At 53.4% G+C, this 24,457-nt stretch carries 18 protein-coding genes; 7 read left to right on the top strand and 11 right to left on the bottom strand.

Annotated features, from left to right (window positions below):
* The first annotated feature begins 285 nt into the window (after nucleotides 1–285).
* Nucleotides 286–1,194, top strand: a complete 909-nt coding sequence (locus AB1L42_RS16255; protein WP_367058056.1) for a PfkB family carbohydrate kinase — start codon at nucleotides 286–288, stop codon at nucleotides 1,192–1,194.
* A 2-nt stretch (nucleotides 1,195–1,196) separates the two neighbouring features.
* Here the strand turns inward: AB1L42_RS16255 and AB1L42_RS16250 are convergent, their stop codons facing one another.
* Complete coding sequence (locus tag AB1L42_RS16250) at nucleotides 1,197–2,207, bottom strand: CsgG/HfaB family protein (RefSeq protein ID WP_367058053.1); 1,011 nt, start codon at nucleotides 2,205–2,207, stop codon at nucleotides 1,197–1,199.
* A 157-nt stretch (nucleotides 2,208–2,364) separates the two neighbouring features.
* On the opposite strand from AB1L42_RS16250, the gene AB1L42_RS16245 reads away from it, so the two are divergent.
* Nucleotides 2,365–2,703, top strand: a complete 339-nt coding sequence (locus AB1L42_RS16245) for a hypothetical protein (protein WP_367058050.1) — start codon at nucleotides 2,365–2,367, stop codon at nucleotides 2,701–2,703.
* On the opposite strand, the gene AB1L42_RS16240 is transcribed toward AB1L42_RS16245, so the two are convergent.
* Nucleotides 2,696–3,274 carry a methylated-DNA--[protein]-cysteine S-methyltransferase gene (locus AB1L42_RS16240; RefSeq protein ID WP_367058047.1) on the bottom strand — a complete coding sequence of 193 codons (579 nt, stop codon included), beginning with the start codon at nucleotides 3,272–3,274 and terminating at the stop codon, nucleotides 2,696–2,698. The two genes, AB1L42_RS16245 and AB1L42_RS16240, sit on opposite strands and share 8 nt — an antisense overlap.
* A gap of 136 nt (nucleotides 3,275–3,410) precedes the next feature.
* On the opposite strand from AB1L42_RS16240, the gene AB1L42_RS16235 reads away from it, so the two are divergent.
* Nucleotides 3,411–4,154, top strand: coding sequence for a hypothetical protein (locus tag AB1L42_RS16235; RefSeq protein WP_367058043.1), 744 nt, complete (start codon nucleotides 3,411–3,413; stop codon nucleotides 4,152–4,154).
* Between the two features lie 48 nt (nucleotides 4,155–4,202).
* Here the strand turns inward: AB1L42_RS16235 and AB1L42_RS16230 are convergent, their stop codons facing one another.
* The 3 genes from AB1L42_RS16230 to AB1L42_RS16220 form a co-directional block, all read right to left on the bottom strand.
* Nucleotides 4,203–4,934 (bottom strand): hypothetical protein, encoded by a 732-nt coding sequence (locus AB1L42_RS16230; RefSeq protein WP_367058039.1) that lies wholly within the window; start codon nucleotides 4,932–4,934, stop codon nucleotides 4,203–4,205.
* 261 nt (nucleotides 4,935–5,195) lie between these two features.
* Nucleotides 5,196–5,705 (bottom strand): hypothetical protein, encoded by a 510-nt coding sequence (locus AB1L42_RS16225; protein WP_367058034.1) that lies wholly within the window; start codon nucleotides 5,703–5,705, stop codon nucleotides 5,196–5,198.
* Between the two features lie 227 nt (nucleotides 5,706–5,932).
* Nucleotides 5,933–7,333 carry an HD domain-containing protein gene (locus tag AB1L42_RS16220; RefSeq protein WP_367058030.1) on the bottom strand — a complete coding sequence of 467 codons (1,401 nt, stop codon included), beginning with the start codon at nucleotides 7,331–7,333 and terminating at the stop codon, nucleotides 5,933–5,935.
* Nucleotides 7,334–7,599: 266 nt separating this feature from the next.
* Between AB1L42_RS16220 and AB1L42_RS16215 the strand changes: the two genes are divergently transcribed.
* Nucleotides 7,600–8,610: an ROK family protein gene (locus AB1L42_RS16215; protein WP_367058026.1), complete on the top strand. Its 1,011-nt coding sequence runs from the start codon at nucleotides 7,600–7,602 to the stop codon at nucleotides 8,608–8,610.
* Between the two features lie 17 nt (nucleotides 8,611–8,627).
* Nucleotides 8,628–9,152, top strand: coding sequence for an RNA polymerase sigma factor (locus AB1L42_RS16210; protein ID WP_367058021.1), 525 nt, complete (start codon nucleotides 8,628–8,630; stop codon nucleotides 9,150–9,152).
* 49 nt (nucleotides 9,153–9,201) lie between these two features.
* On the opposite strand, the gene rdgB is transcribed toward AB1L42_RS16210, so the two are convergent.
* From rdgB to AB1L42_RS16185, 5 genes are all read right to left on the bottom strand, one after another.
* Nucleotides 9,202–9,816 carry an RdgB/HAM1 family non-canonical purine NTP pyrophosphatase gene (rdgB, locus tag AB1L42_RS16205; RefSeq protein ID WP_367058015.1) on the bottom strand — a complete coding sequence of 205 codons (615 nt, stop codon included), beginning with the start codon at nucleotides 9,814–9,816 and terminating at the stop codon, nucleotides 9,202–9,204.
* 203 nt (nucleotides 9,817–10,019) lie between these two features.
* On the bottom strand, nucleotides 10,020–13,352 hold the full coding sequence (locus tag AB1L42_RS16200) for a PVC-type heme-binding CxxCH protein (protein ID WP_367058010.1): 3,333 nt from the start codon (nucleotides 13,350–13,352) through the stop codon (nucleotides 10,020–10,022).
* A 234-nt stretch (nucleotides 13,353–13,586) separates the two neighbouring features.
* On the bottom strand, nucleotides 13,587–16,793 hold the full coding sequence (locus AB1L42_RS16195; protein WP_367058003.1) for a DUF6797 domain-containing protein: 3,207 nt from the start codon (nucleotides 16,791–16,793) through the stop codon (nucleotides 13,587–13,589).
* 111 nt (nucleotides 16,794–16,904) lie between these two features.
* Nucleotides 16,905–17,669, bottom strand: a complete 765-nt coding sequence (locus tag AB1L42_RS16190; RefSeq protein WP_367057999.1) for a PIG-L family deacetylase — start codon at nucleotides 17,667–17,669, stop codon at nucleotides 16,905–16,907.
* Nucleotides 17,670–17,872: 203 nt separating this feature from the next.
* Nucleotides 17,873–18,541, bottom strand: coding sequence for an SGNH/GDSL hydrolase family protein (locus tag AB1L42_RS16185; RefSeq protein WP_367057994.1), 669 nt, complete (start codon nucleotides 18,539–18,541; stop codon nucleotides 17,873–17,875).
* A 269-nt stretch (nucleotides 18,542–18,810) separates the two neighbouring features.
* On the opposite strand from AB1L42_RS16185, the gene AB1L42_RS16180 reads away from it, so the two are divergent.
* On the top strand, nucleotides 18,811–19,500 hold the full coding sequence (locus AB1L42_RS16180; protein WP_367057989.1) for an HNH endonuclease: 690 nt from the start codon (nucleotides 18,811–18,813) through the stop codon (nucleotides 19,498–19,500).
* Between the two features lie 197 nt (nucleotides 19,501–19,697).
* Entirely contained in the window at nucleotides 19,698–22,121 is a 2,424-nt protein-coding gene (locus AB1L42_RS16175) for a peroxiredoxin family protein (protein ID WP_367057982.1), read from the top strand.
* Nucleotides 22,122–22,239: 118 nt separating this feature from the next.
* On the opposite strand, the gene ftsH is transcribed toward AB1L42_RS16175, so the two are convergent.
* The gene (ftsH, locus tag AB1L42_RS16170) at nucleotides 22,240–24,264 is read right to left on the bottom strand and encodes an ATP-dependent zinc metalloprotease FtsH (RefSeq protein ID WP_367057979.1); all 2,025 of its coding nucleotides are present in this window, start codon (nucleotides 24,262–24,264) and stop codon (nucleotides 22,240–22,242) included.
* Nucleotides 24,265–24,457 lie beyond the last annotated feature (193 nt).

The following is a 24,457-nucleotide window of genomic DNA, read 5'->3' as shown; positions in this document are numbered from 1 at the left end:
TGCAGTCGGTGGCCGCGTCGCAGTCGCAAATGGCTGGTGGAGTTTCGGTAGGTGACCAATGCCTGTCGCATTAGTCTCGGTTGATGTTACTTCATGAACGGTGGTCGAACAACTCCCATTTTGTTCTGACTTGCCGTGTTGACCATCTTGCAGGCTCTCTTGAATCGGCCAAAATGTGAGCCAAACTCGCGACCGTCGGACTTGGCGTTCGTGAAGTCGATGTGACGAATTGTTGCATTGGACGACTTGTTCCGGCGACCATTTGAGAAACGGGGAAGAGCTTCATTGAAGGATAAATCAGGTCACATTCTCGGCCTCGGTCTTGTGGTGGTCGATCACATCATGACAGTCGAGAGATATCCGAACGTCGACTCCAAGAACGAAGCGGTCGCGTCACTGACTCAAATTGGAGGTCCGGTGCCCATTGCGCTTTCGCAACTGGTGAAGTTTGGACACCGGTGTCGCTTCATTGGAAGCTGGGGAAGTGACCCGTGGGGACAGCTGGTTGAGAACTCGCTCAGCCAGCGCGGGATTGAATTCGAACACTCGATCGACACTTCGCAAGCAACGTCTGTCTCCCAAGTCTGGCTGGAACAACCTTCGGGGAGACGGACTTCCTGTACGGTTCGAAACTGTAGAACAGGGATCGAGACGCGGTTAAGGAAAGAAGACCTTTCACAGTGCCAGCTTCTGCATCTAGATGGCTGGCCGGGTGAGATAGCGATTGAAACAGCGAGAGTAGTCAAATCTCATGGAGGTTTGGTGGCGATCGATACCGGTTCACCGAAGCCGGGAGTCGACGAAATTCTGAAACTCGCCGACATCGTGAATGCTCCGCGGAAGTTCGCCGAGCAATTTATGGGAGAGTCGGACATTCAGAGAGCATCTCGAGCGATTGCGGAGTATGGGCCGAAAGTCGTCTGCGTGACGGATGGAGAGAATGGCGCTGCGATGTTTGCAGATGGCGAAACTCGATTCGAACCTGCGACGAGACCGCCGCAAGTGGTCGATACGAACGGGGCAGGGGATTGCTTTTCGGGTGCGCTGATCCACGGCGTTTTGCAGCAATGGTCCCCTGAGCGAATCCTCAGGTTCTGCACAGTCAGTGCCGGAATCAAATGTACCCGACTCGGCAACGACGAAGCGCTTCCCACTTTAGAGCAGGTTGAGCAAACGATCTCAGACCGAAGCTGAGACTATCGGTGCAGAATGGCGGGCGAAACAGAAGTGACTCGTGAGTCACGCTGAGCGTTCGCTTGCTCGCAAGCTTTACGACGTTCGCGGATCTTCTCGAGTCCAGCCGTGTAGCAATCTTTATGCTCGGCTTTGATCGCGTCGAGAGCATACGTTTCAGCTGTGAAGTAATCCTGCCGTCGCGTGGCAGCGATTGAGAGATTGAAGAGTGCCGCGTCGTTCTGCGGATTCTCTTTGACAGCTTGCTGCCAACTCGCTTCGGCTTTCTTCCAGTCATCGGCGAGGGCCCATTTCACTCCGGAGCGAACATCCCGATAGCCTTTGACCCAAAAGTCACAGGTCGCCAGCGACATCTCGCATGGTCGTTCGTGAGGGGCCATCATGTTGACGAACTCTTGCAAGCATGACTCCGTCAGTTCGTGAAGGAGTTCTCCACGCGATGGAAGTTGTGCTGAGCCAGAATCAAGTCGCCCGCTGAAATTTCGATTTACAGACTTGGCTGCGAGGACCTCTCCTGTCTCCACTTCAACCAGTCGAAATGCCAGTGTGACGGAACCTTCTCTCAACAAACTCTCGTTCGTGCGTGCGTCGAATTCAGTGCTGTCGAAAAGGTTGTCGTCGAGTGCGTCCTGGGTGAGAACATTCAACTCTGAGGTTCGAAGCACCTGATCGTTGCAGTCGTATTCAATGACTTCACCGAAGATGATTCCATCCACTCCGGCGGACCGGGCTGAGGAAATCAGATCGTCCATTGATGGGCGGTCCTGATACCCGACAGAAACAATCGTCGATTGCAGCTCAGAAGAATCGACAATCGTGTAGAATTCATTGTCGTGCAGCAGTGCCGAAAGAGATCCGGCGATTCCCTGGCCCTTGTCTCCAACGAAGTCGGTCACCACAATCCGGTGCATCCCTTTGACTTCGATTTCGGCTGGCTCCCAGCAGTGAACCACTGCGGTGTGACTACAGCCCGTAGAGATCGCCAGAATAAGGAAGAGGATTGCGGACTTCATCCGTGAATTGGTGTCCCAAAGAACCTGACAAACACGTACCGGGTGCGTTCCTCGCTCGCGTGCTTCAAGGCTTATATCGGACGAACTTCAGTGGCGACAATCTCTTTTATCGGGAATTCAACTCAGGATGTGAGCAACTTTTGCAAGGAGCGAACCATTGACTGAGTCGAATCGTCCACAGGTGAATCGCGTCCTTGTGGCAGTTATTGCCGTTGCGTGCCTGTTGACCGGGATCGCGATCGCAGTACTCGACTCACCGAACAACTTCTGGTGTGGAAGTTTTGTGCGGGTCGGTCTGCTCATGTCTGCGTTCTGGATCGGATTGCCCTCCAAAGGCCGCGCAGCTGCCTGGGCGAATTTGAATCCGTGGTGGATCGTCGGAATCGCAGCTTTGCTCCTGGTGATTGTCCGCCGACCAAGGATTTTGCTGCCGTTCCTGGTCGTGATCCTCGTGCTGGGAGTCCTCGTTCCGAAACTGACTCGATCGCTTAAGTGAAGACGAGGCAATTGGTTGCGGAATTTGAAGGGGCCGAGAAGGATTCCGGAGAGCAACCTTCCATGCTCAGAAGATGGCGTTTCATGTCGAGTCCTTGCGGAGCCGAAAAACCGCCGAGTTTTCCGCCTGAGCCGATGACTCGATGGCAGGGAATGATGAGCGGAAGACAGTTCTTCGCCATCTGATTTCCAACTGCTCGAGCAGCTCCCGGTGACCCGGAACGAGCGGCCAAATCACGATAAGTCACGACTTCGCCGTACGGAACTTTTTGTAACTGATACACGACACTTTGCTGAAACGCGGTTTTCTCACCCATCTCGATCGGAATCTGCGTCAAGTCGACGGGCTCTCCCGAAGCGTATTCGACCAGCAGATTCTGCGCGTCTTTCCACCATCCCGGCGGAGGGCCAGCTGCTTCGTCTTGGGAAATATTCAAGCTTTCCCAGGCAGATTGCTCAGTCGTATGACCGAATGTGAGCGATTTGATGCCCAAACGTCCGAGGTGGGCACCCATCCAGCCAAGATCTGTGCGGAAGACAGCGAATGATTGGGGAGAAGTCGTATCAATCATGATCAGTTCTCTTTGACCAGCCTTGAGTCCACTTCTAGAATAGCCAGTGCCGAAGAATGTAGCCACCGAGTGACCCCGCTCGGCGCTCCCGGAGACTTTGATCGAGACGAAGGACCGGGATCAGACAGGAGAGAGAATGAATATTTACGATTCAGTGGCAGACGACTATTTCGTCAACATGAATCTTTACACGGAAATGCCCCTGCCGTCGCAACGTGAGACGGTTCTGGAATTCTTTGGACGATTCCAGAAAACCTATCCGTCGATGCGGAATTTCTACAATCGTGACAACGGAGCATTTGTTCTCGAAGAAGACAAAGACCAGACAAGCTACAGCTGGCTGAGCATTGAAGATCGTCGAATCTGCAGCAGTGTCGTGAACCCCACGACGATCGACGATGCCTTCCCACAGCATGCGCTCGCTTTGGAGTTGGCGCCTTATATGTTGTCCGTGAGTCCGCTCGACTGCGAAGCTTTGGACTTTCTCGTCGGGTTTGATTTCACGTATCGAGGCAATCACGACGAGCTCGTTGCTGAGGCGCTCGGACTGTCTCCCGCGTTCGAAAGCGTTCTCTCAATGGAAGGGACGCGCCCGCTCAACTTCGAACCCTCAATCACAATGGCCCTCACAGAGGACTGCCGCAGGCAGTGTCGATTGATGGTAGAAACGCGAACCAACGCCTATCAGGTTCGTCGGGACGATTTCCCCGAAGAGACGATCAGCGTCTACTTCACCATCCGGCAATACGGCAGCTTGCCCCACGACGGACACTTCGTGCAAACCCTCACCGAGCTGCGCAACGATTGCGAAAGACTTCTCGAGGAACACGTCATCGAACAAATCCTCCGCCCACTGCAGCAAGCTATCTCACGCAAGTGAGTTGCAGGGTTACGTTCGCACACAGCTGACGACAGCAGTAAACACTGTCTACTGCGGCCTCCCCACCTTCAAAATTGCTCGGTGTGGGAATATCTGGAATGCTAAATAAATTGGGGCGAAGAGTAGCCAATGCACATGCAACTGTAATAGCAGGAAACGTTCTTGGCTGGGAGTTCTGATCCTGCTTTCGTTCAACTCTTGAGGATAAGGTGTTTTCAAGAATCGAACCGACTCATAGGCTTCTCTGAGATCGCCGAAGGAAGCGAAGGGGTGAATCGCTGCGGTGTAAGCATCGAGTATGCCTGTCTCGTTGCGATCAAGTCGCGAAAGAAGGATGGAGACGAAGCCGAATGGAATTGATAAGACGAAGAGTTGTGCACCCCAGCCAACCTTGAGGGAGATCACGACAAACGTGATGACACTTGCCGCTGCGACGAGTTGCGTCCATGACCAGATTCGCGTTTTTGCTGTAACGATTTCGCAGTTCGATTTCAGGAGCAAGAGGAGTCGCTGAACGTATCCCCACTCTTGCTTGGTCATCGCTACATAGTGGTCATCGAGATCGTCGTAGAAGTACCACATCTCTTCTGCAACGATTCGTACGATCGGATCTGAGGATCTCCGAAACGGGTCGAGGGCTTCATCAAAATCAAATGCTGATGTATTGCCTGTCAGGAAGAGTTCTATTGCTTCAACGAGTTTCCCGCGTTCTTCGCTGAACGCTTTCGTTGGTTTCTCTTTCTCGTTTCGTGAATTCCACTGATGAGGATCAATAAGCATTGCGTTGCCCCATTGCTTATTCGCAAGACGTTGCCAATCACGAACGAAGTTTCCCTATCGAGGATTCTCCACATTGGTGGTCGCGATGTCTATGTTGAAGAAAAGGCGACCTCAAAAGCGAGTCGTCTCTTGCGTCCTGTGAAAACGCACATCAGAACGGGCAATCAATTTTAAAGCACCATGTGCAAATTGAGACTTTTGATCGATTGGGAGAGTGAGCGTCGAAAGCGGTGCGTGTCCGCAGTCAGATTCGGATGACTCTTAAACACCAACGGCAAGTTCGGGGAGTTCGAAGGCGGGGCCGAAGTTGGCGAAGTTGAAGTTGAACTGTACCTCGTTCTGTTTTCCGCAGTATCGCATGGAGAGTAGCAGGCGTTGGGGTCCGGAGAGTTGGGACTTGTTTTTGATAGCCTCGAACGTTGTCCCGTTCCAGAGCTTGAGAGTCATCAGGTCGCCAATCTCGTTGGGATTGCCGTTGGTTCCGCGCAGGAACAAGTCGGCTCCGGACCACTCGACGTGTTCATCGGAAGGTGAGATTGTGGCGTCGATCGCGTAGAGAATTGCGGTTTCGTCCTGAACTTTTAGCGTTCGGACAGCTTCCACGGAATGAATCTCGACTGTTCCGCGAGCGAAGTCGGATTGCGTCTCGGCGAGGATGTCTTGCACGGCGGAGTCGAACTTCCGCTCTGCCCAGAAGCGGACTCCGTAGTAACTGAACACTGCGAGGATCGGGAGCACGGCCCACCAGTAAGAAAAGAGCATTTCGAGCATCGAATCTCTCCGCCTCATTGAACTCGATCAACTGAGACAAGTTTCCCGGTCTCTCCGCTCTCGCTTCAACCCATTCGTTCCGATGAGTGTTCATGGAGCGAGCGGATGGCTGCGATGCACGCTTGAAATGCTCTAGCTCACCAGTCTTCGCTGGGCGGTGAAATCGACGAGATTCTCGAGATTCAAAAAAAGTAGATCGGGTTCATGAGGGTCGTAGCAGTCGTTGGCTACATATTGGTCTTTGCATCCATAGCGTCGCCGAGGACGGAATTGAGGGCCGCGTTGAGGGCTGGGTCGTTCTCGTGTGACTGGCAATAAATCCGGAAGATCAGGAAGCTGATCGGAATCGACCGAAACAGGTCGTCATCGTTCAATTCCTGTGATGTTCCGGTGCCGGGATCGTAAAGAAAATTCTGTCCGCCAGCTGGGAGGCGACCGCTCGGGCGATGGTAATGTCGGGCGACATCGATATTCAGCGGAAGGTCTTTGAGGTTCGCTGGGAGGCGTTCACGGACGCGTCGCAAGACGAGGTCCGGCTCAGAGAAGATCGTCATTCGCTCACCCTGAGTGCTGTGAAAGTTCAGGGTACGTTCGACAGCCATCTTCCACCCCATTCGGCGGGAAAGAATGTTCTGCCATTGTTTCCCGAGTTCTTGCTGTTCCGGATCGTCGGAGTGCACCCATCGACGGATATCGACGAGGAAACTCGACTCGGTGAAATCGAGATACTGATCGAGATAATCGATCGGATTTCCCTGGAACAAGTACTTCATCGTCTGCGGGAAGATTTCTTCAATCGCGATATCGAGCGCTCGGACGGTGCGATGGAAGTAGACCATGCGAAACAGATTGGCGCGGGTCTCGATGAAGTGGATCAGCGACGGCAAACCTCGCAAGTGAATGGTCAACCCGTCAGGAGTAAAGAAGCTGTAATGGATCAGTCTCGAGAGGTCGAAAGCCTTCGTGTTGAAGCCGGTCATGTAAGCGTCCCGGAGGACGAAATCCATGTTGTCGACGGTGTAAATCCCCGAGAATAACGCTCGAAGCTTAATCAGCCAGTCGGGATGACCGTCATCGTCGACACCTTTCGGGCGGCGAATCAGCCACGCGATTTGTTTGGGATCGAATTCCTCGAGCGGCTGCATTTTGCCGTTCGGGCTGCGTCGGATTCCTCGGAGCAGGTCACCCAGTTCGCGTTCAATGATGTATGCGCCAATGTCTTCATGAGTCACACCGAACTGGTCAAGGTAATGATCGTCGAAGAAGTGGCCGAAAGGACCGTGACCGACATCATGCAGAAGGGCCGCCATGCGGACGAGGCTATCGACGTAAGCACGCGAAGGGACATTGTGACAAGCTTCGACGAGAGAGTCGTACCATTCGTCAATCACGCGAGAAGCGAGGTGCATCGCTCCAAGAATATGCTGAAAACGCATGTGCTCGGCGGACGGAAAGACCCACCAGGCTGTCTGCAGTTGATGGATGTGGCGCATCCGCTGGACCCACGGATGGTCAATGATTTCCTGTTCAGAAACTTCATCTCGCGGAAGCCCCGACCGCGCAACAAACGGGATGTACCCATGGATGGGGTCGTGTGCCAGACTCTCCGTTACAAAATCACGTACCATCAAATCGTTCCTTGGCTTCTGTCTCTTTGCGGATGGTAGTCTTTTTGCAGAACCCATCCTACTCGTTCCGGGCCTTTCTTCTGTCATGGAGCGATCCCGATTGATCGAAGATTCTCTCAGCAAATGATCGAGGGTCGTCGATCTGTTGCTGTTGCACCAAACGTGAGAGGGACCTGAGAGAACTAAGAAGAGGTTCGAGCAGAGATATCGTTCTGTCAGAGGAATTCCTATACTGATTGAGACCCAAGAGACAAGTTGAGAGATCTGTGAGCGACGTACGTTACTTCATCGGTGTGGATATTGGCGGAACCAGCATCAAGACAGGAGTTGTCTCTGAGCATGGTGAGACTGTGAGTCATTTGACGTCCGGTTCGATTCAAAAGGGGGGACGTCAGGCAGGGCTTGAGAATCTCTACAATACCATCGAGAGTGCGGTTGAACTGAGCGGAATTGCTTGGGAGCAAATCTGCGGAATCGGAGTCGCTTCCCCCGGGACCCTTGATATTCCACGCGGAATCGTTTTGCATCCGTTCAATCTGCCGGGATGGGAAAATCTTCCGCTGCGGGATTTGATCAGCGAACACTTCGGCAAACCTGCCATTCTCCAGAACGACGCAAACGCTGCCGCCTACGGGGAGTATTGGCTGGGAGGAGCCAAAGACTCGAACAGTTTGTTGTTCTGGACGCTTGGAACCGGGATCGGGGCAGGAATTGTCATCAACGGTGAACTAGTGACAGGAGCTCATTCTCACGCGGGAGAGTGCGGTCACCTGATCATTCAGGCCGACGGCGGTCCCTACTCGGAACACGGAATTCACGGTTCGCTGGAGCTCTATGCTGGAGCGAAAGCGCTCGTTCGAAGATGCGAAGAAGCCCTGGCTTCCGGTGCTCGTTCTGTCATTCGAGTGCAGCTTGCTCAGGGGCAAAAACTGACACCGCTATTGATTGGAGCGTGTGCCTCGGATGGGGACCCGCTTGCGGATCGGCTGATCATGGAGACGGGACGTTACTTGGCGATTGGGACGGTCAATATTATTCATACCCTGAATCCAGCGACGGTTCTCATCGGGGGAGCCATGACGTTCGGTCGAGAGAGAACAGAACTTGGTCGCCGTTTTCTGGAGAAAGTGCGGGACGAGGTTCGTAAGCACACATTCCCGATCCCGGCAGAGAAAACTCGAATCGCGTATGCAACACTCGGGAAGCATGCAGGCTTTCTGGGTGCGGCGGGCTGTATTCGATCATCAGTTCTTCGTGAAGAGTCCAGTCGGAAATGAGCAGAGATCGTGACATCATGAAGCGCGTGCAGGCTGGAGAGACCAGTCTGTTTACGCTTCTGGTGAATAAGTATCACGAACGCCTCATGCGGTTTGCACTGAGTAAGCTGCAAGTTGAAACGGACGCGGAGGATGTCGTTCAGGAAGCGTTTCTGGCTGCCTATCACTCTCGTCAGTCGTACTCTCCGGAGTTTGAATTCAGCACTTGGATCTGGACGATCACTCTCAATCTAACCCGCAATTTCCGAAAGAAAGAGTCTCAAGAGCGGACTCGTCAGGTCGAATACGTTGTGCGGACGAATTCGACAATTGAGAGTGACACAAGACCGGAGCAGTTCCTTCTCGACCGGGAACAGTCGGCTCAAATTACCGTTTGGCTCGACCAGTTGCCTGAGCCACAAAGCGATGCAGTTCGTCTCCGGTTTTTCGGCGAGCTGTCGTATGAAGAAATCGCCCTCGCAATGGACTGTTCGCTGAGTGGAGCGAAGAGAAGAGTGAAGCTGGGACTCATCAAACTCAGCGAGATCGCAGCTTCCCAATGATTGTCGACGTGGAAAGTCTTCGTTTGATTTGCGCCGCTGGCGGGGCTCTCTAAGAAGCGGTCAGAATCTTGAGAAGTCCGGGGATGAGGTGATTGAAGGCTCGCGCGCGATGGCTGAGTTGCCGTTTCACGATTGGCGGCAATTGGCCAAACGTTTGATGGTACTCTCGGATCTGAAAATAAGGATCGTAACCGAATCCGTTGCTGCCGAATGCTTGCTCGGTGATTCGACCACGACAGATGGCTTCGATATTCAGTTGAATGTCTCCCGAAGGATCGGCAACGGCCACGTGGCAAACGTATTCCGCTCCGCGCTGATTATCAGGGACGCCATTCAGTTCGATCATCAGCTTTGCGTTGTTCTTTTCATCTGTGGCATCCGGTCCGCTGTAACGGGCGGAATAAACTCCCGGAGCACCTTTGAGTGCATCGACTCTCAGTCCGCTATCTTCGCCGATTGCCCAATGAGAAGTTGCCTGTGCGACTTCTCTCGCTTTTTTCTCGGCGTTTGACTGGAAGGTGTCACCGTCTTCGACAACTTCTCCCACGTCTGAAAAGTCGGAAACGGAGATGAGCGGGATGCCGTAAGGTTCGAGAAGGTCACGCATCTCTCCGATCTTTTTCGCGTTTCGACTTGCCAGAACCACAGTTGGAAACTGCGTCATCGTCGTCCAATCTCTTCTCGTGTGATGTGTCTGGTCAAAGCTGTGTCATGGGTTTGGCCAGACGTGAGTCATTCAATTCAGTGATGCCGAGAGAACAAGTTCACAGCGGGGTGAGACACTTTCAGAGCGTCAACACAGCATCAGGAACGCTACAGTTCCGTTCTCTGAGAACTCAACTGCACCGTGCCCGCTGCGAGCAAGATTTACTCGTGTCCTTCAGGTTTGTAAGGAGTCTTGAGAGTCGAAAGGTATTCGACCAGATCACGGATCTCGGACTTGGTGAGTTGTTTCGCCATGTCGGCAGGCATTCCCGACTGGCCTTTTGTCTGTGCGTCGATGTCGTCTTTTTCGATGACGACGATTTCACCCATCGGTTGCATGAGACGAACTGTTTCATCGGTCTCACCCTTCACGATACCCGAGACGATCCGTCCATCGGCCAATGCGTAAACGACGGTCTCAAAACCTTTGGCGATCTTGGCATTCGGAAGAACAATGGATTCGAGCAGATATTCGCGAGGATTTTCTTTGGACACTGCCGACAGGTCAGGGCCGACGTCGCTGCCGTCGCCGTTGACTTTGTGACAACGTCGACAAGAAGCTGCCGCGTTTCCGAAGAAGATTTCAACTCCACGCGCGAGGTCTCCCCCTTCCAGGCATTCCCGATACGCGCTCAGGGGATCATTTGGATCACGCTGCTTCTCGATGGCGTTCAATCGGTTTTTGAACTTGATGGAGTCTCGTTTCTCGGCGACCTCAATCAGGTCCAGCTTGATGTCTGCGGGAACATTGTTGGCAATCAGTTGATCGAGTGTTTTGAGAAGGACCTCTTCCGCCTCTGGCACTTTTAACTCATCGAGGACATGAATCGCTGATTGGCGTTCGACTCGAGATCCCGTGTTGAGAGCCTCCGAAAGAACCGGAACAGCTTCGACGGGGTTACGGCGTGCCAGAATCTCTCGCGAAGTCGCTCGAATTTGATCGTTCTCGTCTGCCAATCCGGAGTCGAGCAACTCAAGCAATGACATGGAATTCACAGCGTCGAGGGCGATAAGAGCTTCTCGTCGCATCTGTGCGTCGTTGTCAGTTTGCTCAAAAGTCTCCTGAAGGTAGGACGCGACATCCTGAACTTCGTACTTGGCTGCGAGTTGAATAGCGAGCGTTTTCAGTTTCGAGTTGCCAGCCATCATTCCACCCAGGTTTGCTCGAACGGCAGGGGTTGAGAGTTCGAGGCTGCGGGTATCCAGCGAACGGTGTTGATTCGTGACCCGATCAAAAACGGGTGGCGCATCCCATTGAAGCAACTCTTGCATCGCTTCTTCACGGATGGAATTCGAGAAACGAGAGTCAGCAGCAATCCCTGCGACCCGGTCTGCATTCTTCTTGCGGCCTCGTCGGAAGTTGGCACTCATCACTCGACGAATGAGGGCGTCGGGGGAGTCGGGATTCAAGCTCAGATCAGCGAGTTCAGAAACAGCATCGACGATATCGAGATCGTGAATGGCCCGGGCTGCTTCGACAACCACAGCCGGTTCGGGATCATTCAGGAATTCTTTTAGATGGCCCGATTCCATGCGTCGGAGTGCGACGACAGCTCCGAGCCGCACTGATGGCGGGAATTGAGGTTGGGAAAACTCGAGCAGTTGCTCATCGGTTGCGCACATCGCGAGTGCGCGGATGCCGGCATGTCTGAGCACTGGATCGCTGTTGTCGTTCTGTTTCAGCAGGTCGACGATGACGAACAGATTTTCATCGCTTTGGAGGTTACCAAGACCAATGGCTGCGAAGTACTTTTGCCGAGGAGTTCCATCACCAATGGCTGCCACGAAGAGCGGGGCTGCGTCAGTGACTTTGTTGTCTGCCAGCACATTTAATGCTTGTGCACGAACTTCTGGGTCTGAATCGTTGGCCAACGTGATCAGATCTTTGGGAAGAATCTTGCCGACGCGGAGCAATTGACCAAGTCCCCAAATTGCGTGCAAGCGTGCTTTCTGATTGGCAGAACTGTTGGCGACTTCTTGAAGCACATTTTCAGCTTCTTTTTTCACGAGTTCGAATTGAGCTCGCTGTCGAATTCTCTTGTCGGGATGAGCGAGCAACTCGCCGAGTCGCACTTCGGAGAGCTTGGCGAGACCTTCGTTCATCAACTGTTCAGGTGGAGTTTCGAGCGATGGAATTCGGTATTGCGGATCGCTCAATGTGTAGATTCGACCCTTCCCGGGGCCATTCCAGCCATCGACCCAGTCGGAAAGGTAGACGCGACCATCGAACCCGAAATCGACATCAGTGACGAGAATCGACTTGATCAGCCAGTCATCATCGACCAGTTCGAATGTCGCACCTTTGGGCTCCATCCGGAAGTGACGGACTCCACTTTGACCCGCTGAACCGCGAAAGTCCGCAAGGAAAAAGTGTCCATCGTACTTCGGTGACAGGCCGACTCCCGGGTAATGGACAAGTCCTGATGGACCGTCGGAAATGTTGGCAATCGGAGGGACAACATAAGCTGGCTGCAGTTCGGTCGTCGCATCATCGCTTTGATACGGATACCAGATTCGCTCTCGATTCCAGGGACCGCGATCGGGCAAGTACTGGTAGTACATTCTCCAACCGGTGTCGCTTCCCTGAGTGACGTACACCCATCGCGCCTGATCTCCGGAGTCGGAATTGTTGTCTCCGGTGAAGAGGTTTCCGTAATCGTCGAAGGCAAGTTCCTGAGGGTTTCTCAATCCGTAGGCGAAGACCTCCAGGTCTGATCCATCGAGTTCGCATCGAAAGACGGCTCCTGTGTCGGGACGGAACAGACGCTTCCCTTCCATGGTCACAACGTTGTACCCGCGATCTCCAATGCTGAAGTAGAGTCGACCGTCAGGGCCGAGTGTGAGTCCGTGCATGTCATGGCCACGAAAGGCAACGCGGACACCGTATCCGTCGTGCAGCGCTTCAACTTCGTCGGCGACACCGTCTCCGTTCTCATCTCGCATGCGGTAGAGTTTCGGAATGCACGTGTAGTAGACATCTCCATCAATCGCGAGAACACCTGCTCCTGTTCCATCGACAATGCTGTTGAAGCCGTCCGCGAAGGTTGTAGCTGTGTCTGCTTTGCCGTCGCCATCTGTGTCGCGGAGCAATCGGATTCGGTCATGCTCGACGGCATATTTCTCGACATCAGCTCCGAGAAACTTGCGGAACATTTCTAATCGTTCGTCGACGGTTGTCAGCGAAAGGTCATCCGCCAGCCAGTTCATGTGGCTGCGATTATCTTCGACTCCTTTTTGCTGACGGAAGGTCTCGCAAATATACAGGCCGCCGGTTTCATCGATGCCGAAAGCAACCGGATTAGCGAGCATCGGCTCCGCTGCCCAGAGTTTGACTTCGAGTTCGGAGGGATAGACGAATCCTTCGAGCGCGAGTTCGCCTTCGGTCGAAGGGCCTTGAACTTCTGGGGAATAGGACGATTCCTGTGCGGAAATCTGAATCGAACAGATACCGACAACAGTGAAAAGAGCAGCCAGGATGACACGATGCTTCGACAAATTCGCACCTCTGAGACGAGATTTCCCTTGAGCAAGGGGAGAGATTTTGATGGATGTGAGTTCGAGGGCCCTATTTTATCAGCTTGCCCACCGTTGGCGAGGTTATCGCGACAGGAGAAGCGATTTTCAAGGAAAGTTGCTCTCGCGAATCGGTTCAAATTCTCAAGTCAGCTCGAACTCGAAACTCATTGCCAGAAAACAGCGTTAAAGCGACAACCTGACAGATGCCGCAGGTCACTCGACGATGAGCTCTCCGTTCATGACCAGCCAGTGGCCCGGAAACGTGCAGAGATACGGGTAGACTCCGGGCTCTTTCGGGGCATTAAAGAAGATCACCTGAAAGCTTCCCGGTGAAACGACATCGGTATGCACGAGGACGTCGTCCGTTTCGGGAATATAGTGGCTCAAGAAGGCATCCGGGTCAGCAATCAGCTTGTTCGACAGCGTTCCGACGGCATGCAGAGTTCCCGGTTTGACCAGTGCCCAATTGTGTGGGACGACATCGGGGTTTTGCAACGTGAACCGGATTGGTTCCCCAGCTTTGACACGGATTGTCCGGTCTTGAAAACTCAAATTGCTGCCGGTGGCCAGTTCAATGTCGCGAGCATCTTTAAGTCGACGTGTCCACGGATTGGGCTGAAGCTGTGTTGCGTACGCGAGATCTTTCAGGATCGGCGGCGGTGAGACTTCCTTTCGAGCCGGGGGATTCTCACCGGGGATGCTCCACGGTTCGTGTAATGCATGAATCGTCAGAAACATCTCACATCGATGTTCAGCATCAGGAGCGAGACTGAGATGCAGTTGATTGGCCGGTTGCAGCTCAGGAATCTCAAGGAATATTCCGTACCCGTCATCGGTGGTTCGGACGCGCGTGATGGTCAGCACATCGTGGCCTTGAGTTCCGTACTCTCTTGTCGAGAACTCGGGCGATCCGTAGCCAGGGCTGTATCGATAGTTCCAGGCTTGGGCGAATTGTTCGGCTCGATCTTCTGCCGTTGAGGGATCAATCGGAGACGAGAACCGCACATGAATTCCATTCTCGTGGGCGGAAACCTTGGTCGGTAGTTGAACAGAGTCACCTGTATATCTCACGCGTTGGAAGCATCCATCTTCGATGCTGTACGCTCCCCAGCCTGCCATCCCGGTCACGTAGAGTTGTCCATCAATCGGATGAAACCGACCTCGATGAGCGCCTGACAGAAACTCACCCGGCAAGGGAACAATGGTGCCTTGTTCGACTCCGCGAACTTCGTCGCGAAGGAGCAGGAAGTGGCTTCCGGTTCCAAATGAAAAGTGGATCATCTCTCCCTGCAGCGGCCCCCACGATTCGCTCGAGACCTCGATTTGTCCGCCGGAGGAGTTATCGATTCCGCGCGGAAGATAGACCAGAGGAAGTTCTGGAGCCTGTCCGTCTCGCGGTCCCTTGTAGCCATAAAACGGTGGATCCTGACCGCCGATTGAGGGGTGAAGCTGTGCAGGCTTTTCATGAATCGGCACAGAACAAATCATCGAAGCAGGTGTCCACGTTCCTTCCGAACACGGGACGGTGACTTTTCCATCGGACGTCACGCCGAGTCCGTCCGGATTGCGAAAGCCTGTGGCGATGACATCGACGTGTTGCCCGTCGGGAGAAATTCGCAGCACTCCCTGATTTCCGGAAGCTGTGTAGAAGTAGCCGTCGGCGTCGCGTTCAAGTCCGCAGATAAAGTCATGTCCTGCCGGAGAAGTTTCATAGGCAGCCGAGAATGCTTCGTAATAGTCCGCTTCTTGATCTCCGTTGAGATCGTGAAGTCGAGTGATCTGATCACGGCCAAGGACGAAAATTCCATCGTCATCGACCACAATTCCTTGCGGTTGATGCAGCCCCGATGCGAAACGCTTCCAGCGAGCTTGAGTGGAGGGAACGCTAATATCGGAGACATGCCAAACGTCGCCCTGCATCGTGCACAACAGGGCTGACCCATCGGGAAGAAATGCGTGTCCGCCGAAGAACATCAGACTGTTCCACGGATTGTCAAACGGTGGAGTGATGTTGTCGATGGCGTACGGAGTGGCCGTTCCGAGTAAGATCGGTGTGGTGATGACTTCGGGCCACTGAGGTTGACCTCCATCGAGAATTGAATTCAACGGATGATCTTCGACCGGCATGGCTTCAGGTTGAAATTTTCCGTCGACCATCTTCGGAACATCCAGATACTCCCGGTTGCCGATTCGGTAGCGGAACGCGACGAGATCACCGGATCGATACAGGCCCAGATAGCGGCGACTGTTCTGTTGAGGGAGTTTGGAAGAGTGAGCCGAAACATCTCTCGCGATGGGATTGCCATTCAGTTCGAGGCCACTCACGAACCCGTGACGAGTGTCGGAGAATTTGACGAATCCGTTTTCCCAGACCAGCGAGTAACTCAGCGTCTGAGGATCAAAGCAGGCAGAGTACTCCTGATTCTCACCGAAGCGAACGCAGATTCCGCGATCGGTTTGAACGCCTGCTCCGCGAAAAACACCGCTTTGGAGAGTTCCCAATTGTGTTTCGTTCCAGCGACCATCCCGCCAGGTTTCTTCGTCCTGATTCCCCCAGTGACCGAGGGTGCCCCCGTCGAGTCCCGGAAACTCGGGTAACATTCTCACGGAGTCGGAACGACCCCGAAAAGCAGCAGCCTGCTTCGCGTAGTAGTCGTAGACGCGTTCTCGATTGACGAAGTGGTTCGCGTTCGGCCAGTAATCCGGGGAAAGCGGTCCCAACTCATATTCAAATGCAACAGGACCGTGATTGTGAGTGGCTGCATGTTGCAGAACTGACTCAGCAAGTTTGCGGTCGATGTCTCCATCGTCTTTGAGATTCAATAGGAAGTGCACGACGTCGGCGAGTTCCTGCGGACTCATGGCTTGCGAGAGTCCCTCCGGCATTAACGTGCCGATTTCCTTGCGGGCTTCAATCGAGTCGACGGGGATGTGCTCGAGTTTCTTGGACGAGGGATCTCGGAGAACGAGTTCTTCACTCGATTCGGAAACGAGATAGCCTCGATACTGCTGGCCGTCATCAGTCTGAACAGCGTGGGCGATGTACTCCGGTTGCACGGTCTGCTTTGGATTCAGCAGAGACTGAACAATCTCTTCCGGCTTGCGCTGTTTCGCAATCAGCGAGAGCGCTGGACCAATTTTTCCGCCCGCTTCACCGATTGCATGACAAGAAACGCAAGCGAACTTTGCGGAAGCGAAAACGTGCAAGCCGCGCTCGGAGTTTCCCGTCTGCTGCGCCGACGCGAGTACTTCGTCGACGGTCGGTGTTTGTGCTTCGGAGCAATTGAGAAGCATGAAAATGAACGATGAGACCATGAAACAACTGATTGAAACTCTCATCATTTCACTCGCCATGCCAGAGCTTTCGTCGATCGCGGATTGTTCTGTTGGGGATGCTTCTCGTTTGTTCCGCTGAGTCATTCAAGTCACTTAAGAATGATCCGTGCCTTGAAATCAACTTTGAACGCTCGAATTCACTTCGTGGTTTTGAGCATTTTCTAATTTCGTGTGCACAGGAAAGAGCAACTTGCTCTAGCTGCTCAGCAGTTCGAGCAGTTTGTTGTCGTGAGGGTAAGGATGACCGACGTGTTGCCGAAATCCTTCTCCGTAGGCGACACCAATTTCTTCGCCCCGCTTGGCGGACCAGCGTCGGCAACTGTCGAGATACTCGTCCATCCCGTGCTGTTGGCGAAGCCAGTCACGCTGACTTGCATGACAGGCGAGCATGTCGATTTTTCGCTCCATCGTCGACGAGACATCGATCACAAAATCGCGAGGAACCGGATTACCAAACCAGTCGACTCCCTCGATTGGATCGACATAGTACAGGTAAGGAATTCGCGACGTCGGCGGGGCGGGGTCCCATTGTTCGGTGGAGTAGTTCGGAACCGAAGCTGCGAAGCACGCATCGCGGACGAGTTTGCTGGTCATCTCGTGATCGGTCATGTAATCGACCGGTGGAGCGGTGATCACCAGATCAGGACGGGTCAGTCGCAAACCTTCTGTGACACGCTTCCGGGCTGCGTCGTCGTTGTCGATGCAGAGATCAAAGAACTTGAGGCAATGGTAATCAGCTCCAAGCAGTTCTGCCGAGTTGGCTGCCTCGTTCAGTCTGACGTTCGAGATTTCTTCAGCACCGAGTTCAGCGCTCCCTTTGTCTCCGGCGGTCATCGTGATGATCGAAATGTGACAGCCACGATCTTTCAAAAGAGCGAGAGTGCCAGCACATAGGATTTCGACATCATCGGGATGTGCGTGAATCGCGAGGACGCGGAATGGTGAGGATTGAGTGGACATGCAAGTTCTCAATGAGGAGGACGACAACACTGCGAGGCGGGAAACGTTTTGAGTTCGCAGTATTGAAGCCCCAACCGCCTCTGTAAAGTGACAGCAGCAAACAACTCATCGAAGTGCCCCGCCTGTCAGCATTGAATCGTTATTTCGCAAGACGTGATCCAATCGAGTCCGTTGAAACGAATCGGAGCCTCCATTGCTCGGAGTCATTTCTCTGACTTGGGAAGCTTCTGGCGAATGCTCTTAGCGGCCTGTTTCGCTAGGGCAGCGTATCCCTCTTTCGTGAAGTGAACGTTCGCTTTCAGCATCAGTTCGTCCATCTGCGGTTTGACGAAGGCGTATTGATCGTCGGTTGGGATTCCGTGCTTCTCCATAATTTTGGCAGCGACGGTGTTGTAGATCACTTCGTCTCCCGGAGTACGGCCTTGCGAACCTTCAGGAACGGGAGTTGTATTTCTCCAAATGAGGGTTGCGCCGGTTTCTTTGAGGCGGTCGACCAGTTTTGACAGGTTCCGTTCGTACTCGTCGATGGGAACTTGTTGCTTTCCGGTGGATGGCGAAACGAGTTGCCCTTTGTCGTTGATGTATTTGAGATCGTGAAGACCCCAGTTGAAGTGAATCACATCCCATTCAGAATCACCGAGCCACTCGTCAATACTTTCGAGACCGCGAGTCGTCGGGCCGCCGTTGACTGGAATTCGATGAACGTTCGCTTCGCCTGCAAGATTCTCTCGAACACCTACGGTGTAGCCGATGGAAATGGAATCACCGATCAGCAAGACGCGCGGAAGATTGGGATCGTCGGTGACTTCTGCAAATGCTGGGTTGGGAGCCTTTTTCTTCTGCGCGAACCCAGGCGTGGTCAACAAGGTCATAGTGAGAGTCATGCAAACGAGTACGAGCGGGCGAGGACTTGAGAACATTCACGTCTCCCTGAAATTTCGAGATGACTGAGGAATCTGAGTTTCGTTAAGAACTCTGCGATGTTTTGATTTGATGTTAGTAAAGGATTGCGGTCCCGGGCCAGTTGATCACGGAATTGTGTTGCCTGGGCGTTGTCAGATGGATAAAATTCCCTGCTTTAACGGTGTTTGCCTCTGAACACCGGAAAGTGTGTAGTGCCCCTAACGGCCAAGGAGCGTGCATGGTATCCCAGGCACTCGATTCTCCCGCACAGTCTTCCCGAGTTCCTTCCACCTCCGGAGGGAACTCGTCGGTCGGCGTCCCGCCAGCGATGCAGGCGGCCGTTCTTGCTTTGAACCGAAACTTTGCTGCGATTCAAGTCATCTCCGTCAAACGAGCTTTCTGCCTGCTGTTCAAAGAACTGGCCGAAGTGATTCACGTCGAAGATGGTCAGTACCTGACCTACAACTTTGACGGATGGCGTGAGATGAGCGAATTGAAGTCCGCGCTTGGCGAAAAGAAAGAGCACGAAGACTGGATTCGTGCTGTCAATTTCGAAATTCAAGTGCCACGCGTGATTCGATTGACCACCTACGATCGAGTTCCACGCAATGCTGTGAAGTTCAATCGACGCAACATTTTTCTCCGCGACGGACACCGCTGCCAGTACTGTGGCAACCGCTACAGCTCTCCGCGGCTGAGTCTGGATCACGTCATTCCCAAAAGCCGAGGTGGCCCGGAAACCTGGGAGAATATCGTCTGTGCTTGTTTGAAGTGCAATGTCGATAAGGGTGGGCGGACTCCGCAGGAAGCTGGAATGCGATTGCTTCAGCAGCCGATCAAACCGAAGAGAAGTCCTCTCTTGAACCGGCAGTTGAATCAGCCGAAGTATGAAAGCTGGCGACACTTCATTCATCAGGTCGGTGAATAAAGAGAAGTCGTCTTCAGTCTGCAATTGAAGCGATTGTGATCGCCGGGATTCCGTACGTCGTGAGTTTCTGCGTCGCATCAATGCCATTCTCGTGAGGTTGCCGGGACAACGTTCTCCCGGCAGCCTTGACAGTGGCTGACGGTCCGTGGAACCTGAAGTGATCAGCCTCACTTTCAATCCACATTGGATCACGCCCCATGCGACTTCGCCTGCTCTTGATGCTTGCACTTCTAGTTTGCTCTCAACGTCTCCTCGGCCAGGAAACAGACTCCTCAGTCGCGGATGAATCTGATGACGCGAAAGTACTCGAAGGGCACTCCTTTCATGGAGAGGTCTTCGACGAAGGGCCCCGGCAAGCTGCCGTTTTGATTCCCGGAACAGGAAACGTCGACTTTCCTGCAACCTGCAAATCAGCCGAGGTGCAGGAATTTATCAATCAGGGAGTCGGCCAACTGCACGGGTTCTGGTACCTCGAATCGGAACGATCTTTCCGACAAGCTGCGGCAATTGATCCCGACTGCGCCATCGCTTATTGGGGGATGGCCATGTCGAACCGCGACAATCGAAAACGGGCGCTCGGTTTCATTGCGGAAGCTGTCGAACGCAAAGGAAATGCTTCTGACCGTGAAAAGATGTATATCGACGCACTCGCGAAGTTCTTCGAATACGACCCGAAAAAAGAGGAAGAGACTGAGGATGAAGAGTCGGAAGAAGACGCCGAAAAAGATGATGCTGCAAAAGAGGATGCCGACAAGGAAAAGCAGAAAGAAGAAGAGAAGAAGCGGCGGCAAACTCTCGTCAAAGACTACGAAGAGATTTTACATCGGTATCCCGACGATATCGAAGCCCGTGCTTTCCTCGGTCTGGCACTGTACGAGAATCGAACGAAGGGCATCCCAATCAGCAGCTACTATGCAGTCGACGCGCTGCTGAAGTCAGTTCTCGCTGCCAATCCGCTTCATCCCTGCCATCACTTCGTCATTCACTTGTGGGATTATGAAGAGCCAAAGCTGGCTCTGGATTCTGCTGCGAAGTGTGGCGAATCGGCGCCAGCGATTGCTCATATGTGGCACATGCCAGGGCACACTTATTCACGGCTGCATCGCTACCATGATGCTGTCTGGCAGCAGGAGGCATCTGCTCGTACTGATCATGCTCACATGATGCGAACTCAACTGCTTCCCGATCAGATTCACAACTTCGCTCACAACAATGAGTGGTTGATTCGAAATCTAATCTTCGTTGGTCGGTCGACGGATGCAGTCGCTTTGGCCATGAACATGATCGATCTCCCGCGACACCCGAAGTACAACACGCTGAAAAAATCGGGCAGTGCGAAGTACGGGCGAATGCGATTGATGCAGACGCTGCAATCGTTCCATCTCTGGAATCAGGTGCTCGAGTTGCAGGACAGCATCTACCTCGAGCCAACAGAGATTGAAGAAGAGCAGCAGAAACGCAACGTGCTGATCGGTATGGCCAAGTTTCAAACAGGCGATGTGCTTGGCGGATGTGACATCCTGACGGCGTTCAAGCAGCAACTCGCGGCAGTCGAAAATGAACAATCCGAAGCTGGGCGAAAGGCTCTTGAGAAAGCTCAGCAGGAAGAGAAATCTGAAAAAGATCAAACCAAGGCGGCGGATGCTGCGAAGAGAAAATTCGCCTCACAGATTCGAAGTCTGAACACGGCGATTCACACACTCGCTGGATGTTTGCACTTGAGTTGCGAAGCCTTTGAAGATGCTCACAAAGAGCTTGCAAAGGTTTCGGACTTCGATAAGGGCTGGCTGGCGTGGATTGAACTGAGAGCAGGTCGCACCGAGAAGGCGATCGAAGCGATCAACAAACATGTTTCTTCAAACCAAAGTGAGACAATTCCGCTGGCGTGGCAGGTGCGAATCTTGTGGGAGGCGGGAAAGCAAACTGAAGCGAAAGAGGCGTTCGAGAAGCTGAGAGAGGTTTCGTCTGACATCGAGATCAACGGCCCGATTTACAGCCCGCTTGCATTGATTGCCAAGGAGCTGGGCTACGACGAGGACTGGAGAGTGGAACGAGAAATCCCGGAAGACTTCGGATCTCGTCCGGAACTTGCCAGCCTGGGTCCGTTTCGATGGACGCCGACCAATGCCAAGCAATTCAAACTTCCCGATCACAAGGAGTCGCTGGTTTCGTTGAGTGACCATCAGGGAAAACCGGTTGTCGTGATCTTCTATCTGGGCTACGGATGCCTGCACTGCGCCGAACAGCTTCAAGCGTTCGCACCCATGACAGAGAAATTTTCAGAGGCGGGGATTTCGCTGCTCGCAATCAGTTCAGACAGCGTCGAAAACCTCTTGTTGTCGCACGAAAACTACGGGGATGAAGAGTTCCCGTTCCGACTGGTTTCGGATGAGGAACTGGAAGTTTTCAAAGCCTACCGCTGCTTCGATGACTTCGAACAGCAGACTCTGCACGGAACGTTTCTCATCGATGAACAGGGCCGAATCCGCTGGCACGACATCAGCTATGAACCGTTTATGGATGCGGAGTTCGTTCTCAACGAAAGCAAGCGATTGCTGAAGAACTCACCAGCCTCAAAGGAATCGGATGAGACTCCAGCGGTGACGCAGACTGCTGAGTAAAACACGCTTGAGGAATTGCACTGAGATCATCGTCCGATGGAAAGGAGTTCACTCCCTTTCCCATCGAACAGCACTCGATCGTGAATCGATTGCGTTGTTATAGGATCGACTTCGACGCTCACTCGTCAGTCGATTGGCCATCTCCGTTGGAGGATGGATTGCTGACAGCGTTGTCTTCGCGTTCGATTCGTGGACCGAGGATTTTTTCGATCTCGTTGCGTGAAACGATTTCCTGATCGAGAAGCTTTTCGGAAATTTCGTCGAGGGCTGCTCGGTTTTCCACGAGAGTTTTTGTGGCGAACTCCTGAGCTTCAATGAGAATTTCTCGCATTTCCTGATCGATGAGAAAAGCTGTCTGGTCACTGTACTTACGCTGCTCGTGCATTTCCTTACCGAGGAATGGATGCTCTTCTCCATCACGATAAGCGACCGGGCCGATCTTGTCGCTCATGCCCCATGCGCTCACCATACGACGAGCGACGTCCGAGGCTCGCTTCAGGTCGCTCTCCGCCCCAGCACCGTATTCGTCGAAGACGAGTTTTTCGGCAGCCCGACCGCCGAGGTAAACCGCCAGTTCTTGCCGGAGGCGAAGCTCGCCCATGTGCATGCGTTCTTCTTCTGGAATGAACTGCGTAACCCCCAATGCTCGACCTCGGGGAACGATGGTGACCTTGTGGACGGGATCGACTTCTGGCAAAAGCCATCCCAGAATCGCGTGGCCCGCTTCGTGATAAGCGGTCATGCGACGCTCTTTCTGGGTCATCTTTTCTTCCCGTGGGACACCCATCGTGATCTTATCGCGAGCAGCGTCGAAGTCTTCGGAATCGACGGCATTCTTGCCTTCCCGGACTGCGATCAGGGCAGCTTCGTTGACCAGGTTCTTCAGTTCGGCACCTGAGAATCCAATCGTCCCGTTGGCGACATCTTGGAGATCGACATCGTCTGCCAATTTGATCTTCGCAGCATGAACTTTCAGAATTCCGACGCGGCCATCGCGGCTGGGGCGATCGATCGTGACGTGTCGATCGAAACGTCCGGGACGGAGCAGGGCGCGATCGAGGACGTCGGGGCGGTTGGTTGCCGCAATGACAATCACAGCAGCAGACGATTCGAATCCGTCCATCTCGCTGAGAATCTGGTTGAGTGTCTGTTCTCGCTCGTCGTGACCGCCTCCGACACCGGCTCCGCGCATACGTCCGACAGCGTCAATCTCGTCGATGAAGAGAATACAGGGAGCGTTTTCTTGCGCGGTTCGGAACATGTCTCGAACGCGACTGGCTCCGACTCCGACAAACATCTGGATGAACTCGGAACCGTTGATGCTGTAGAACGGGACACCTGCTTCGCCGGCGACTGCTCGCGCGACGAGAGTTTTTCCGGTTCCGGGAGGTCCCATCAGCAGCACACCTTTGGGAATTTCGGCTCCCAGCCGTTGAAACTTGGCGGGCTCTTTGAGGAACTCGACGACCTCCTGGAGTTCCTGTTTGGCATGTTCCATTCCTGCCACATCATCGAATGTGGTTTGCTGTTCGCTGGGACGATAACGCTTGGCCTGACTCTTAGCGAAGTTGCCGAACATTCCTCCTGAGCCCATGGGGTCGCTCGACCGTCGCATGGCGAAGAAGAGGAATCCCATGAGCAGTGCGAATGGAAGAAGGTAAATCAGGGACTGCATCAACAGGATCGTGAAGTCTTCATTTTCCGATCCAAATTCGACGCCCGATTTCTCCATGCGACGGAGCAGTTCATCGTTTTCTTGCGGAGGTACATCTGTTGAGAATGCATCCGCAAGTTCAGGGGCTTTCAGCTGTTGCGACTTTTCAGAGACCCCTTCGTTGAGCTTTTCATAGGTGGACTTCAGCTCTTCCTGAGCATCTTTTAGGTTTTTCCAGCGGCCTTCGACCTTCAAGCCTCTGACCGAAGCTGACTTGACGTTTCCGGCATCGAGTTGGCTGAGGAAGAACGAGTAGCTGACTTCCGTCCGTTGAGAGGCACTAATGGCCTGCCAGCCCCATGCAATCAGCAGAAGGAACAGGAAAATGAGCATGTAATAGGGAAAACTGCTCCGGCCGCGTTGCGTGGCCTTCCCTGAACCACTGCCATCGCCACGAGGAGGTGTATTCTGTTCCGGAGAATCCGTCATAAGTGAACTCTAATGCGAATATTCTTGAGGACTGGATGTGCGTCGCGTCCGTTGCCAAAGCGTTCAAACCCTACACAAAGGGGGATTGTCTGGCAATTCTTCGTGACAATGATCCTCAGTGACAGTCTGGAGTCCGTGCATCTTAGACAGTGAATAGGCCGATTCCTCCTGATACAGAGAATTTGCGCAACCG

The organism is Thalassoglobus sp. JC818 (assembly GCF_040717535.1).
Taxonomy (GTDB): Bacteria; Planctomycetota; Planctomycetia; order Planctomycetales; family Planctomycetaceae; genus Thalassoglobus.
The sequence above is the reverse complement of the archived record's forward strand: the minus strand, read 5'-3'. Positions and strand labels throughout refer to the sequence as shown.

Excerpts from the sequence above, each read along its gene's own strand:
- AB1L42_RS16250 (WP_367058053.1), bottom strand. The coding sequence starts at position 2,207 with ATGAAGTCCGCAATCCTCTTCCTTATTCTGGCGATCTCTACGGGCTGT.
- AB1L42_RS16240 (WP_367058047.1), bottom strand. The coding sequence starts at position 3,274 with ATGATTGATACGACTTCTCCCCAATCATTCGCTGTCTTCCGCACAGAT.
- AB1L42_RS16235 (WP_367058043.1), top strand. The coding sequence starts at position 3,411 with ATGAATATTTACGATTCAGTGGCAGACGACTATTTCGTCAACATGAAT.
- AB1L42_RS16230 (WP_367058039.1), bottom strand. The coding sequence starts at position 4,934 with ATGCTTATTGATCCTCATCAGTGGAATTCACGAAACGAGAAAGAGAAA.
- AB1L42_RS16225 (WP_367058034.1), bottom strand. The coding sequence starts at position 5,705 with ATGCTCGAAATGCTCTTTTCTTACTGGTGGGCCGTGCTCCCGATCCTC.
- AB1L42_RS16220 (WP_367058030.1), bottom strand. The coding sequence starts at position 7,333 with ATGGTACGTGATTTTGTAACGGAGAGTCTGGCACACGACCCCATCCAT.
- AB1L42_RS16210 (WP_367058021.1), top strand. The coding sequence starts at position 8,628 with ATGAAGCGCGTGCAGGCTGGAGAGACCAGTCTGTTTACGCTTCTGGTG.
- rdgB (WP_367058015.1), bottom strand. The coding sequence starts at position 9,816 with ATGACGCAGTTTCCAACTGTGGTTCTGGCAAGTCGAAACGCGAAAAAG.
- AB1L42_RS16195 (WP_367058003.1), bottom strand. The coding sequence starts at position 16,793 with ATGACTCAGCGGAACAAACGAGAAGCATCCCCAACAGAACAATCCGCG.
- AB1L42_RS16190 (WP_367057999.1), bottom strand. The coding sequence starts at position 17,669 with ATGTCCACTCAATCCTCACCATTCCGCGTCCTCGCGATTCACGCACAT.
- AB1L42_RS16185 (WP_367057994.1), bottom strand. The coding sequence starts at position 18,541 with ATGACCTTGTTGACCACGCCTGGGTTCGCGCAGAAGAAAAAGGCTCCC.
- AB1L42_RS16180 (WP_367057989.1), top strand. The coding sequence starts at position 18,811 with ATGGTATCCCAGGCACTCGATTCTCCCGCACAGTCTTCCCGAGTTCCT.
- AB1L42_RS16175 (WP_367057982.1), top strand. The coding sequence starts at position 19,698 with ATGCGACTTCGCCTGCTCTTGATGCTTGCACTTCTAGTTTGCTCTCAA.
- ftsH (WP_367057979.1), bottom strand. The coding sequence starts at position 24,264 with ATGACGGATTCTCCGGAACAGAATACACCTCCTCGTGGCGATGGCAGT.